The sequence below is a fragment of the Flavobacteriaceae bacterium HL-DH10 genome (assembly GCA_031826515.1).
Lineage (GTDB): Bacteria > Bacteroidota > Bacteroidia > Flavobacteriales > Flavobacteriaceae > Thalassobellus > Thalassobellus suaedae.
In genome coordinates, this window is record CP134536.1 from 2,646,005 (window position 1) to 2,661,153 (window position 15,149).

A 15,149-nucleotide genomic window follows, 5' to 3' on the forward strand; every position below is an offset into this window, starting at 1 on the left:
AGACTAATAAAATGAACATAAAAATAAATCTCATTAAGCTTACTTTGGTTACCACTATATTGGTGTTTAGCAGTTGTAAACCTGCACTAAACGAGGCGCACACGGCACAAATTTTAAAAGTTGAAGATTATAAGCATTACGCAGATTACTTCAATACAATGGAAGACGAAAATATAGCCAAAGCGGTACCGAATGATAGTGCTTGGTCTTGGATGAAAACCAACATTCCGTTGTTTGAATGTCCGCAACAAAACTTTGAAGAAATGTATTATTTCCGCTGGTGGAGTTTGCGTAAACACATTACAAATACACCACAAGGTTATGCCATTACCGAATTTTTGGTAGATCGTTCTTATGCCGATAAATATAATTTAATTGCATGTGCATTAGGACATCATATTTATGAATTTAGATGGGTGCATAATCCTAAATACATTGAGCAAAATGTAAATATTTGGTACAGAGGAAATGAAGGAAAACCAATGAAAAAGTTACATAAGTTCAGTAGTTGGACAGCTGATGCGCTTTACAGCCGTTACTTGGTAAATAAGGATGAAACCTATTTGTTAGATATGTATCCAGATATGGTAAATGATTATACTGCTTGGGAGGAAGAAAGACAACGACCAGACGGATTATTTTGGCAAAACGATGTAAAAGATGGTATGGAAGAATCGTTAAGTGGTGGACGTCATGTACGAAATGCGCGTCCAACGATTAACAGTTACATGTTTGCAAATGCAGAGGCTTTAGCTGAAATGTCTAAAATGAAAGGTGATGCTGAAAAAGAGAAGTATTTTGAAGCTAAGGCAGATACCATTCAGAAATTAGTAGAAAGCAAATTATGGAATGCAGAGGCTGAATTCTTTGAAACCTTAACAGAAAAAGATACATCGTCGCAAGTTCGAGAAGCTATAGGTTTTATTCCTTGGTATTTTAATTTGCCAACCAAAAATAAAGGTTTTGAAAAAGCTTGGGAGCAAGTAAAAGATGAAGCAGGTTTTGCAGCACCTTTTGGCTTAACGACTGCCGAACGTAGAAGTCCGCGGTTTAGAAGTCACGGTACAGGAACTTGTGAGTGGGATGGAGCTGTTTGGCCATTTGCAACATCACAAACATTAACGGCTATGGCTAACGTGCTGAATAATTACAATCAAGATGTTATAAATGAAGATGATTATTTTAATCAAATGAACTTGTATGTAGAGTCTCAATATTACCGTGGGCGACCATATATTGGTGAATATTTAGATGAAACTACAGGCTATTGGTTAATGGGAGATAGAGAACGTAGTCGTTATTACAACCACTCAACATTTAATGATTTAATGATTACTGGTTTGGTAGGATTACGTCCAAGAGCCGATGATAAAATAGAAGTGAGTCCGTTAATTCCAGAAGATAAATGGGATTGGTTTTGTTTAGATAATGTGTTGTATCACGGCGACATAGTAACTATTCTTTGGGATAAAACAGGTAAAAAATATAATAAAGGAAAAGGTTTTAAGGTTTTTAGAAACGGTCAAGAAATTGCTGCTTCGGAAAAACTTGAAAGATTAATTTCAGAATAAGGCTTTTATTATGGCGAAAAATAGTTTTAAAGAGTTTGTCAAAAAGTCTAAGAATTGAATAAAAAAATCCTACAGGGTTTTAAACCTTGTAGGTGTAAAATCCAATGAAAAAAATGCTAAAATATTTATTTATACTTCTTTTTTCTTTTTTTGCAATTGCTCAAAATGACATTAAGTTGTATGATCTTCAATGTGAAATGCTCACTAATCCTTTGGGAATTGATGTGGTAGAACCACGCTTAAGTTGGAAATATTTCACAGATAAAACAAAGTTAGAACAAACAGCTTATCAAGTTTTAGTAGCTTCTTCTGCCGAAAAGTTAGCATCTAATCAAGGAGATTTATGGGACAGTGGTAAAGTTGAAAGTAACACGTCTGTAAATATTCAATATAAAGGAAAGGCATTAGATAGTAAAGATGAAGCTTATTGGAAAGTAAAAGTTTGGACTAACAAAGGTGCGTCAAATTGGAGTGAGATAGCACATTGGAACATGGGTATTCTAACCTATGCCGAATGGAAATCTACCAGATGGATTGGTTACAATCAATTATTTCCTGGAGATTCTGTTGGGCAGTTTTCTAAATTATCGGCACGATATATTAGAAAGCAAATCGATTTAAAAAAGAACATAAAAAATGCGACAGTTTACATTATGGGCATGGGCTTGTATGAGTTTTATGTTAATGGAGAAAAAATAGGGAATCAAGTTTTAGCGCCGGTTCCAACCGATTATACCAAAAACGTAAAATATAATGTGTTTGATGTAACATCTAGCTTAAAACAAGGAGCAAATGTTTTAGGAACTATTTTAGGTAACGGTAGGTTTTTCGCTATGCGACAAGAATACAAACCCTATAAAATTAAAAGTTTCGGCTTTCCAAAAATGGCATTGCAACTTGTAGTTGAATATGAGGATGGGACGAAGGAAACCATAAAAACAGATCAAACATGGAAGTTTTCTCCAAACGGCCCTATTCGAGCAAATAACGAATACGATGGGGAAACCTACGATGCTCGTAAAGAATTACCCAACTGGAACAAGGTTAATTTTGATGATAGCGATTGGATGCATTTAATGTGGGTTCAAGAGCCAGGTGGCTTTTATGAAGCACAAATGACACCGAACATGAAAGTGATGGGAGAGGTTAAGCCTTTATCAATTAAAGCAACTAATCGTGGAACCTATATTTTGGATATGGGGCAGAATATGGTGGGGTGGTTGCAAATAAAAGTAAAAGGAGATAGTGGAGATAAAGTTATACTAAAGTTTGCTGAATCCTTAAAAGAAGATGGTTCATTATACATCGCCAATTTACGCGATGCAAAAACAACCGATACTTATATTTTAAAAGGCGACGGTGAAGAAATTTGGGAGCCAAAGTTTGTATATCACGGGTTTCGTTTTGTGGAAGTTTCAGGGTTAAAATCGAAACCTTCATTAGATCAGTTTTTAGGAAAAGTCGTGTATGATGATATGTCGACTACAGGAACGTTTGAATGTTCTAACGAAACCATGAATCAAATTTTTAAAAATGCCTATTGGGGCATTCGAGGAAATTATAAAGGGATGCCTATTGATTGTCCGCAACGTAACGAGCGTCAGCCTTGGTTAGGGGATAGAACAACAGGAGCTTACGGAGAAAGCTTTTTGTTTGATAACCAAACCTTATATGCAAAATGGTTAGATGATATTAAATATTCGCAAACTTTAGATGGTGGCATTCCAGATGTAGCACCAGCATTTTGGCGTTATTATGGCGATGGTGTGACATGGCAAGGGGCTTACTTAAAAGTAGCCGATATGCTATATCAACAATTTGGAGATGCCAAAGTAATTAAAGACCATTATCCATACATGAAAAAATGGATATTGTACATGGAGAATAATTACTTGAAGCATGATTTAATGACTAAAGATAAATATGGAGATTGGTGTGTGCCACCAGAATCGTTAGAAATTATCCGCTCTAAAGACCCTTCAAGATTAACAGATGGAGAAGTGTTATCTAGTGCTTTCTATTATCATTTGCTTCAAATCATGAAAAAATTTGCAGTTATTTCAGAAGCTAACCAATCAGATATTGCGCATTATGATGCTTTAGCAAATCGAGTAAAAAAAGCATTCAATGCTAAATATTTCAATAGAGAAACTTTTAGTTACGCAAACAATACGGTAACAGCTAATGTACTGCCTTTAGCTTTTAATATGGTGCCAGATAATTTGCAAAATAAGGTGTTTCAAAACATGGTTCATGAGGTTGAGGTAGTTAAAAACGGACATGTTAGTACTGGTGTAGTAGGAATACAATTTTTAATGCGAACCTTAACCGACTTTGGAAGAGGCGATTTAGCATACAAATTAGCATCGAATAAAACCTATCCAAGTTGGGGGTATATGGTAGAAAATGGAGCAACCACTATTTGGGAATTATGGAATGGAAATACAGCAGACCCAGAAATGAATTCACAAAATCATGTCATGCTTTTAGGTGATTTAATGATTTGGTATTACGAAAATATGGCGGGAATTAAATCGAGCGAAGTACATCCTGGGTTTAAACAAATTATCATGAAACCAGACTTTAATGCGGGTTTAAGTTATGTAAATGCATCTTATGAGTCCATACATGGTACCATTAAAAGTCATTGGGAACAAAACAAAAACAAGTTTAACTGGAATATAACAGTTCCTGCAAACACGAGTGCATTGGTGTATTTACCAACAACGAGTGCTTCAAAAGTGAAAATTAATAAAAATCGATTAGATAAGATTTCTGAACATTATAAAACAGAAGACAATAAGCTTGTTTTAGAATTAAAATCAGGAACGTATTCAATTCAAATAAACTAAACTAATTCAGAGTTAAATTAATAAATCAGATGAAGATGAAACGAATTCAAACCACATTAATGTTATTATGTGTTATCCTTTTAGGAAGTTGTAAACAACCTGAAGAAAAGAAAATAGTTTTAGCCGATAAAACATGGAAAGAAGGGATTTTAGTAGAAGAATTTATTAATGAAAATGCACCATATCCATCTTGTCATGCAGCAACCATAGTAGAAACAACACATGGCGAATTAGTAGCATCATGGTTTGGGGGTACAAAAGAGCGTAATCCGGATGTTGGTATTTGGGTAAGTAAACGTAAAAATGGAAAATGGACAGAAGCTGTTGAGGTAGCAAACGGTGTGCAAAATGATACGTTGCGTTACCCAACTTGGAATCCCGTTTTGTATCAAATTCCAGATGGCGATTTAGTATTGTTTTATAAAATAGGACCAAGTCCATCAACTTGGTGGGGTATGTTAATGCGTTCTTCAGATGAAGGAGAGACATGGTCTTCGCCAGAAAAAATGCCAGAAGATTATTTAGGACCCATAAAAAACAAACCTGTGTTGTTAGAAAATGGGACACTTTTATTACCATCGAGTGTTGAAGGTAATGGCTGGAATTTACGTATGGAATCGACTCCAGATTTTGGGAAAACCTGGGTTATGGGTGATACACTTCCTAAAGGCGTAAATAAAATAAATGCGATTCAACCAAGTGTTTTATTCCACGAAAATGGCAAACTACAACAAATAGGAAGAACTAGAAACAGACATTTATTTAGTACATGGTCTGAAGATAATGGAAAAACCTGGTCTGATTTAGAATTACTAAACATGCCTAATAACAGTTCGGGTACCGATGCCGTTACCATGAAAAATGGTGAACATGTTTTAATCTATAATCATGTATGGCCAGATGAAGGCACAACAAAAAGTTATAGAAGCCCATTGAATATAGCGATATCAAAAGATGGTGTTAATTGGGATGCGTCATTGGTTTTAGAAGATTCAAAAATCAGTCAATATTCATATCCATCCATCATACAAGGTAAAGATGGTATGTTGCATTGTGTTTATACGTGGAGACGTCAAAAAATTAAGTATGTAAAAATAGACCCATCAAAATTAGTATCGTTTCCAATAAAAGATGGTGTTTGGCCAGGACCAACAAAGGAACGTTATAAAGTAGCCGTTTGCGATTGGATGATTTTAAAACGCCAGAAATTGGGTGCGTTTGAACGTGCTAAAGAAATTGGTGCGGATGGTATTGAAATGGATATGGGTGGTTTAGGAAACCGTGAAACGTTTGATAGTAAATTTCTTAGCGGTGATACTATTGAAGAAGAGGTGTTTAAAAATAAAGCTGCAGAAACAGGTATTGGGTTTAGTTCTATAGCGATGTCTGGTTTTTACGCACAGTCTTTTGCTAAGCGACCAACCGTAAAACGCATGGTTAACGATTGTATAGAAGTGATGAAGAAATTCAACGTTCAAGTGGGGTATTTACCTTTAGGAACACAGGGCGATTTAGTTAAAAACCCAGAATTAAGACCTGCAATTATCGAGCGTTTGCGTTGGGCTGGTAAGCAAGTTGAAAAAATTAATGGTGTTATCGCTATTGAAACGTCTTTATCTGCTGCAGAAGAAAAAGAATTATTAAAAGAAATTGGAAACAGAAACATAAAAATAGCTTTCAATTTTGCGAATGCTATTAAAAACGGACGCGATATTTCTAAAGAATTAAAAACTTTAGGACGTGATAATATAGCTCAAATACATGCTTCAAATACTGATGGAGTTTGGATAGAAAATGATAAAGCCATCGATTTACCAAAAATTAAAGAAACCTTAGACAAAATGCATTGGAAAGGTTGGTTAATTGTAGAGCGCTCTAGAGATACATCAATGGTTCGAGAAGTTGTTAAAAATTATAGTGCTAATGTTGCTTATTTAAAAAAAGTATTTCAAAATAAATAATATATAAAGTACAGTTTTTAATGAAATATTTAAGTGTTGTTCTCATTGTTTTAATGCTTTCTTGTACAACAGAAAAGCAGGTTACTATTGTTGGAGATACAGAATCTCCAAGAATTATGTTTGGCGTAGATAAACTTTCCGAGACATTAAAAGACAAGCATTATGTGGTTAATATTTCATCTGAAATACCAACGGGTAAAACAAATTCTGTAATTGTTGTTTCAGAAAAAAAAGATAAGACAAAAAAAGAAAGTTTTAAAATAAGCTCTTCAGAACATATAATTTCTATTGAAGGCACTGATGCTTCAGGTGCGTTGTATGGTGCTTTAGAATTAATTGATGAAATTGAAAAAAACGGCGCATTACCTTCAGTAATACATATTGAAGATGGTCCCGAAATGGTATTGAGAGGCACCTGTATTGGACTTCAAAAAACAACCTATTTGCCAGGGCGTATGGTTTACGAATATCCATATACACCAGAGAGTTTTCCTTGGTTTTATGATAAAGCGCATTGGATTGAATATCTGGATATGATGGTTGAAAACCGTTACAACTCCTTGTATTTATGGAATGGGCATCCATTTGCATCTCTTGTAAAGTTAGATGACTATCCGTATGCTCTTGAGGTAGATGAGGAGACGTTTAAGAAAAACGAAGAAATTTTTAAGTTCTTAACCGAAGAAGCAGATAAGCGTGGAATTTGGGTTATTCAGATGTTTTATAATATTCTTGTTTCAAAACCTTTTGCAGAAAAACACGGTATTGAAACTCAGGAGAGAAGTCGCCCAATTACACCATTAATTGCAGATTATACACAAAAATCGATAACAGCATTTATTAAAAAATATCCAAATGTTGGATTTTTAGTAACCTTAGGGGAGGCTATGCATACCATTGATGATGATGTTAAATGGTTTACCGAAACGATTATACCAGGTGTGAAAAATGGGTTAGAAGAATTAGGCTTAACCGAAGAGCCACCAATTGTTTTACGTGGACACGATACCGATGCAGAACGTGTTATGGAGGCTGCATTGCCTATTTATAAAAATTTATTTACTACGTTTAAATATAACGGAGAATCACTAACAACTTACGAACCGCGTGATGCTTGGGAAGATATTCCTAAAGCCTTAAGTGAATTAGGATCTGTACATGTTTCTAACGTTCATGTTTTGGCAAATTTAGAACCGTTTCGTTATGGTTCGCCAGATTTTATTCAAAAAAGCGTGAAAGCAATGCATAACATACAAGGTGCAAATGGACTCCATTTATATCCTCAAGCATCCTATTGGGATTGGCCTTATACAGCAGATAAAACAACTGTAAGGTTAAAACAAATAGACCGTGATTGGATGTGGTATCAAGCATGGGCAAGATATGCGTGGAATTCAGATCGTGACAGAAACGAAGAAGTAGATTACTGGTCAAAAACACTTAATGCGTACTATAATAGTGATGAAAGTGGTAAAGACATCGTGGAAGCCTATGAGCAAATTGGTGAAATCGCTCCAAAGTTACTCCGAACGTTTGGTATTTCAGATGGAAATCGACAAACCCTATTACTCGGTATGTTTATGGGGCAATTGGTTAATCCATATAAATATCATGTTTACAAAAACTTTTTATCATCTAACGGACCTGTTGGCGAAATACTAATAGATTATGCTGAAAAAGAATGGAAAGGCGAGACTCATGTTGGCGAAACACCGCCTCAAATTATAGCCGAAGTTGTAGCACATGGAAAATTAGCTGTTGAAGCTATAGAAAAAGTGTCTTCCTCGATTGGAAAAAATAAGGAAGAATTTGAACGTTTAAAAAACGATGTGTATTGTTATGATGCGTTTGCTAATTTCTTTGCAGAAAAAGTAAAAGCGGCAATGTTGGTTTTAAATTACAAATATTCGAATGATATTGCTGATTTAGAAAAAGCAATTCCGCATTTAGAAAAGAGTTTGGCGCATTTTAATGAGTTAACCAGGCTTACAAAAGACACTTATTTGTACGCTAACAGTATGCAAACGGCACAACGTCGTATACCAATTACAGGTCGCGATGGAACCAATAAAACCTGGGAAGATTTATTACCACATTATCAAAAAGAGTTTGATGTTTTTAAACGTAATATCGACATGCTTAAATTAAATGGAGGTAATGGACAAATCGCAAAAGCGCATAAGATATTTGAACCTGTTGAGGTTGTAATTCTTAATAAAGATACGAAGCGTTACGCTTTGAAAAAGGGACAAAAAGTATATGCTGATAATGATGCAAAAATTAACGAAGTAGCAGAAGAGTTACAGCAACTTTCTGGAGTACAGTTTTTAGATGAACAGCAAAAAGAAGCAGGAACGGTTTTACATTTTAAAACCAATAAAACAGTAAAAATTTTAGTTGGGTATTTTAATACCAATAGTTATACCGTTTTAGAGCCACCAACTTTAGAAACCAACGCACATGCAAACAATCGAGGACAAGCAGATATTAAGATTGCTAATGCCATGTTAATTCCAGGGTTGTATCCTGTTAATGTTTATAGTTATAAATATGAGCCAGGAGAACACAAATTGGTACTTGGTAAAGGGCGTGTTTTAATTTTAGGGTTTATTGATGGAGAAGAAGACATTTTAATTCATGATGCAGGTATTACTAATTCAGAAGATGGTATGGCTGTAGATTGGTTGTTTTATTAATTTTTGTAACACTGAATATTACCTCGAGCGCAGACGAAGGGGGAAGCATCTCATAAATAGAAAAATATAATTTTATTAAATGAAGTTAAGTTTTAAGTACATACTTTTTTTTACGGCTTTAGGGTTGATTTCCTGTCAAAGTAAAATCGATAATGTTCGAAAAGAAATCGTTCTTAACAGCGATTGGAAAACTATTGTATTAGATAGTCTAGGACAGTCTGAAGCAGATTTTGTAAAAAATCTAAAAACAGATGCTTCTTGGAAACAAGTTTCGGTACCACATAACTGGGATCAATATTATGGCTATCGCCGAATGAAACACGGCAATTTACACGGTACAGCATGGTATTATAAAACGTTAGAATTAGATAAGGCAAATAACAATAAACAGCATTTTTTATTTTTTGAAGGTGTAGGTTCATATGCTACTGTTTGGGTTAATGGCAAGCAAGTAGGCGAGCACAAAGGCGGAAGAACAACCTTTACTTTAGATATAACACCTGCAATTAACTTTGACGTAGAAAACAGTATTGTTGTTAAGGCTTATCATCCTGCTTTTATTGCCGATTTACCTTGGGTTTGCGGGGGTTGTTCTGGCGAATGGGGATTTTCTGAAGGTTCACAACCTATGGGTGTTTTTAGACCAGTATCGTTAATTGTTACAGATAAATTACGAATAGAACCTTTTGGTGTTCATATTTGGAGTGACGATAAAACAAATAAAGAAAAGGCATTACTTCATATTACTACAGAGGTTAAGAATTATAGTAATTCAGAAAAAACAATTACAATTGAAAATGCGCTTTTAAATGCAAATGGAGAAGAAGTTGTTTCGGTTAAAACAGAAAATATTAATGTTTCAGAATTAGAGGAAATAAAGCAAACATTACCCGAAATTTTGAACCCAAAATTGTGGTCGCCAGAGCATTCATATGTATATCAGTTGTCGACAAAAATTTATGAAAACAGTCGTTTAATAGATGAGTTAAAAACGCCTTACGGTATTCGTTGGGTAAGTTGGCCAGTAAATAGAGATGGGAATGATAATCGTTTTTTCTTAAATGACAATCCGGTATTTATAAATGGCACTTGCGAGTATGAACATGCCATTGGTAAAAGTCATTCGTTTTCGAATACTGAGATTAAATCACGTGTAGAACAAGTAAAAGCTGCGGGTTATAATGCCTTTCGTGAAGGCCATCAACCCCATAATTTAAAATATCAGGAATATTTAGACGAAGAAGGTATTTTGTTTTGGAGTCAGTTTTCGGCACATATTTGGTATGATACACCCGAGTTTAAAGCAAATTTCAAAACATTATTAAAAGAGTGGATTAAAGAGCGCAGAAATAGCCCGTCGGTTATTATGTGGGGTTTGCAAAATGAAAGCACTATTCCTAAAGCTTTTGCAGAAGAATGTACCCAAATTATTCGAGAAATGGATCCAACATCAGCAAAACAACGCATTGTTACAACTTGTAATGGAGGTGAAGGTACCGATTGGAACGTGATACAAAATTGGTCGGGAACTTATGGAGGCAATCCTTATAATTACGGTGAAGAACTAACAACACAATTATTAAACGGTGAGTATGGCGCGTGGAGATCGGCAGATTTACACACCGAAGGCGACTTCAACCAAAAAGGTGAGTTAAGTGAAAACAGGTTTTCTCAGCTTATGGAAATTAAAGTGCGCGAGGCAGAATCTGTAAAAGATAAAATTGTTGGTCAATACCATTGGTTATTGTATTCACATGAAAATCCAGGACGTACACAAAATGGAGAAGGTTATCGTGATATTGATAAAGTGGGACCCGTAAATTATAAAGGTATTTTTACGATTTGGGGCGAGCCTTTGGATGCATTTTATATGTATAGGGCTAATTATGTTTCTAAAGAAGAAAGCCCGATGGTATATATCGTTTCTCATTCGTGGCCAAACCGTTGGTTAACTTCTGGCGTTAAAAATGGTATCGATGTATATTCTAATTGCGATGAGGTAGAATTGTTTAATGATGTAAATCATGAATCCTTAGGAAGGCTTAAAAATTCAGAGATTATTGGAACGCATTTTCAATGGAACAATGTCGATATTAAATACAATGTGTTGTATGCTATTGGTTATGTGAATGGAAAAGCGGTAGCGAAAGATTATATCATTTTAAATAATTTACCTGAAGCACCTCATTTTAATACATTAGTTTCAAATACAAACGAAATTTTAAAACCACAAGAAGGGTATAATTACGTTTATAGAGTAAATAGTGGTGGTGCAGATTATAAAGATACCTTTGGTAATACTTGGTTGGCCGACGTTCATAAAACAAAAGATAATACTTGGGGTTCTAAGTCTTGGACAGATGATTTTGAAGATTTACCAGCATTTTACGCAAGTCAGAGAAATACATTTGATGCCATTCAAGGTACAAAAGATTGGAAATTGTTTCAAGATTTTAGGTATGGAGCTGATAAACTAGAATACCAATTTCCTGTACCCGATGGTAATTATTTAGTTGAATTATATTTTAATGAACCTTGGTATGGAACAGGAGGTGGAATGAATTGTAAAGATTGGCGTGTTTTCGATATCGCTATTAATACTGAAGTTGTAGAAAAAAACTTAGATATATGGAATGCTGTTGGAACAAATGCAGCACTTAAAAAAACATATAAGGTAAGTGCTAAAAACGGGAGTTTAAATATATCATTCCCTAGAGCTGAATCAGGGCAAGCTATTATTTCTGGAATTGCCATTGCAACCTTAGATGAAAATGTAAAACCAGCAGATGCCTCACCTAAAAACATAATAAATGTTTCGGCTAATGTTGATTATAAACTAACGTCATGGTTAAATGTTTCAGATAAACAATATCAAGATTCTAAAGTCAATTTTACAAAATTACCACCTCTGGTTTACGGAGCCGATTATTTGCGTTTTCCAAATTCGGTAAAAAATGAGGTGTCAGGTAGTTTTATTTTAAAAGAGCATTCGAATATTTATATAGCAATCGATGCTAAACTTAATGAAACCCCTAAATGGTTGAACGACTTCAAGATTACGACAGATACCATTCAGAATTCAAAAGGGACGTTGTTTGTTGTATATCAGAAGGATGCTAAAATAGAAGAGAAGATAACGTTTGAAAGCTTAAAGAGTTGTCCAGATTGCGATATGTATACTATCGCTGTTGTTCCAAAATATAATATGGAAGAGCAGGACGATCGCGCTATTTTAAAATTAGAAGCTGAAAATGCCACAACAACGGGTTTAGGAATTAAAAAGGCATTTTTCAAGAAAAGTGATTATATCGAATTTACTCAAAACACAAAAAACAGCTTGACTTTTGTAGTGAATCCAGGGGTTGCAAATATTTATTTAATGCGTTACCGATTCATGAATATGAACGATTTTCCTGTAAAAGTTAGATTAAAAATAGAAGATGCCAATGGTATTTTATTAAGAAATGACGATATTGAGTTTCCGATACAGAACAAAAAATGGAAGATTTTAAATACCACTTCAGGAGGATTTATAAACGCCGGAATTTATAAAATAACCATTGAGTCAGATCAAATGAAGGGTTTAAGAATTGAATCTTTCGAATTTCAATAATATTAAAAATGAAAAAAGACCTAGTTAAGCATATTGTAATTTTATTTAGTGTATTGTTTTTAATGACTGCATGTAAATCTTCTGAAAAGGACATACGTCAGGTTAAAGATTTTAATTTCGCTTGGCGTTTTCAATTAGGCGATTTTCCAGATGCCATGAAAGCAGATTTTGATGTTTCGAATTGGCGTACTTTGAATTTACCTCACGATTGGAGTATTGAAGGTGCTTTTAGTGCGGAACACCCCGCAAAACCAGAAGGAGGCGCTTTGCCAACAGGTATGGGTTGGTATAGAAAAACTTTTAATTTATCTGAAGATTTAAAAGACAAAGTTATAACAGTTGAGTTCGATGGTGTTTATAGAAATAGTGAAGTTTGGCTAAACGGACACTATTTAGGAAAACGACCTTATGGTTATATTTCCTTTGCTTATAATTTAACCGATTATTTGAATTTTGGTGAGCAACCAAACGTGATGGCTGTCAAAGTTGACAATTCAGAACAACCCAATTCACGTTGGTACTCAGGTTCTGGTATTTATAGAAATGTGCGGTTGGTTGTTGCCGAAAAGCTTCACATTGCCCATTGGGGAACTTTTGTCACAACACCAGATGTTTCAAAAGAAAAAGCCAAGGTAAATTTAGAAGTTATGCTTCAGAATGATTCCAATTTAGATAAAACATTCAAACTTGTAAGTAGCATTGTAAATGCCGAAAATGTTCAGGTTTCTATGGTGTCTTCCGAAGCAAGTATTCAAAAAAACAACATTAAAACGGCTGTTCAGGAATTTGAAATTTTGAATCCGATGTTGTGGGATACTAAGAATCCTTATCTCTATAAAGTGGTAACTAAAGTTTATGAAGATTCTAAGTTGGTTGATAATTATGAAACACCGCTTGGTATTCGATATTTTAATTTTGATGCCGAAAGGGGGTTTTCTTTAAACGGTAAACCTATGAAAATTCATGGCGTTTGTTTACATCATGATAATGGCGCTTTGGGTGCTGTTGCTAATCGAGCAGCCATAAAACGTAAACTTACTATCATGAAGGATATGGGAGTAAATGCAATACGCGTATCTCACAATCCGTCATCTGTAGAATTGTTGCAACTTTGTGATGAGATGGGTTTAATAGTACAAGCAGAAGCTTTTGATGTTTGGAAAAAGAAAAAAGTAAAAGCGGATTATCATTTAGAATGGGACAAATGGCATAAACGCGATTTAGAAGATTTAGTAAAACGCGATCGTAACCATCCATCAGTTATGATGTGGAGTATTGGTAATGAAATTCGTGAACAGTTTGATAGTACTGGTGTTGCCATGACTAGAGAACTGGTGAACATTGTAAAAACGTTAGATAAAACCAGACCTGTAACCTGTGCTTTAACAGAAAATGTTCCTGATAAAAATTTTATTTATCAATCTGGAGCTTTAGATCTTTTAGGTTTTAATTATAAGCATAAGGATTACTATGATTTTCCTGAGAAGTTTAAAGGAGAGAAAATAATAGCTTCAGAAAGTGTGTCGGCACTAGAAACTAGAGGACATTACGATATGCCTTCAGATAGTATAAAAAGATGGCCGTCTGCACATAATGTGCCTTTTGATGGTAACGACGATTTTACAGTTTCGGCTTACGACCAAGTTTCAGCCTATTGGGGTGCTACCCACGAGGAAAACTGGAAAACAGTAAAGTCTTTAGATTATATTAGTGGTATGTTTATTTGGACTGGTTTCGATTATTTAGGAGAGCCTATTCCTTATCCGTATCCAGCGCGAAGCTCGTATTTTGGAGTGGTAGATTTAGCGGGTATTCCAAAAGATGTCTATTATATGTACCAAAGCGAGTGGACAAATAAAGATGTCTTGCATGTTTTTCCGCATTGGAACTGGGAAGCAGGACAAGATGTTGATGTTTGGGCGTATTATAACAATGCCGATGAAGTGGAATTGTTTTTAAATGGTAAATCACTAGGTGTGAGATCGAAACAAAATGACGATTTACATGTGTCATGGCGTGTGCCGTTTCAATCAGGTACTATAAAAGCAGTTTCTAGAAAAGGAGGTGAAGTCGTTTTAGAAAAGGAAATTCATACGGCTGGAACTCCTTCAAAAATAGAATTGGTTACAGATAAAAAGAGTATTAAAAATGATGATTACGATTTAGTCTATGTGACGGTAAATGTATTGGATGAAAATGAAAATCTAGTTCCAGAAGCAAATAACTTAATTAAATTTGAAGTTACAGGCGGTGGTGAAATTGTTGGCGTAGATAATGGTTATCAAGCTAATTTATCTTCATTTAAAGCTTCAGAAATAAAAGCATATAACGGTAAATGTATTGTGATTATAAAATCAAATGGAAAAGAAGAAATTATTAATTTAGTTGCTTCAATAGACGGTGATCGCATTGTAGCATCAGTGGACATAAAAATAGAGTGAAATTTAGACATTTTA

Annotated in this window: 6 protein-coding genes; all 6 read left to right on the plus strand. The window is 34.7% G+C overall.

Annotated elements, in window-relative coordinates; all coding sequences use genetic code 11:
* Positions 1 to 11: 11 nt before the first annotated feature.
* The 6 genes from RHP49_11220 (at position 12) to RHP49_11245 (ending at position 15,134) form a co-directional block, all read left to right on the plus strand.
* The gene (locus tag RHP49_11220; protein WNH11474.1) at positions 12 to 1,571 is read left to right on the plus strand and encodes a trehalase family glycosidase; all 1,560 of its coding nucleotides are present in this window, start codon (positions 12 to 14) and stop codon (positions 1,569 to 1,571) included.
* Between the two features lie 104 nt (positions 1,572 to 1,675).
* On the plus strand, positions 1,676 to 4,423 hold the full coding sequence (locus tag RHP49_11225) for a glycoside hydrolase family 78 protein (GenBank protein ID WNH11475.1): 2,748 nt from the start codon (positions 1,676 to 1,678) through the stop codon (positions 4,421 to 4,423).
* A gap of 35 nt (positions 4,424 to 4,458) precedes the next feature.
* A complete protein-coding gene (locus RHP49_11230) occupies positions 4,459 to 6,384 on the plus strand; it encodes an exo-alpha-sialidase (protein ID WNH11476.1) in 1,926 nt (641 codons plus the stop codon).
* Between the two features lie 20 nt (positions 6,385 to 6,404).
* On the plus strand, positions 6,405 to 9,080 hold the full coding sequence (locus RHP49_11235; GenBank protein WNH11477.1) for a hypothetical protein: 2,676 nt from the start codon (positions 6,405 to 6,407) through the stop codon (positions 9,078 to 9,080).
* Between the two features lie 79 nt (positions 9,081 to 9,159).
* The gene (locus tag RHP49_11240; protein ID WNH11478.1) at positions 9,160 to 12,693 is read left to right on the plus strand and encodes a malectin domain-containing carbohydrate-binding protein; all 3,534 of its coding nucleotides are present in this window, start codon (positions 9,160 to 9,162) and stop codon (positions 12,691 to 12,693) included.
* An 8-nt stretch (positions 12,694 to 12,701) separates the two neighbouring features.
* Positions 12,702 to 15,134, plus strand: coding sequence for a glycoside hydrolase family 2 TIM barrel-domain containing protein (locus tag RHP49_11245; GenBank protein WNH11479.1), 2,433 nt, complete (start codon positions 12,702 to 12,704; stop codon positions 15,132 to 15,134).
* Positions 15,135 to 15,149 lie beyond the last annotated feature (15 nt).

Bases quoted from the DNA above. Each gene is read 5' to 3' on its own strand.
- RHP49_11220 (WNH11474.1), top strand. From the start codon at position 12: ATGAACATAAAAATAAATCTCATTAAGCTTACTTTGGTTACCACTATA.
- RHP49_11225 (WNH11475.1), top strand. From the start codon at position 1,676: ATGAAAAAAATGCTAAAATATTTATTTATACTTCTTTTTTCTTTTTTT.
- RHP49_11230 (WNH11476.1), top strand. From the start codon at position 4,459: ATGAAACGAATTCAAACCACATTAATGTTATTATGTGTTATCCTTTTA.
- RHP49_11235 (WNH11477.1), top strand. From the start codon at position 6,405: ATGAAATATTTAAGTGTTGTTCTCATTGTTTTAATGCTTTCTTGTACA.
- RHP49_11240 (WNH11478.1), top strand. From the start codon at position 9,160: ATGAAGTTAAGTTTTAAGTACATACTTTTTTTTACGGCTTTAGGGTTG.
- RHP49_11245 (WNH11479.1), top strand. From the start codon at position 12,702: ATGAAAAAAGACCTAGTTAAGCATATTGTAATTTTATTTAGTGTATTG.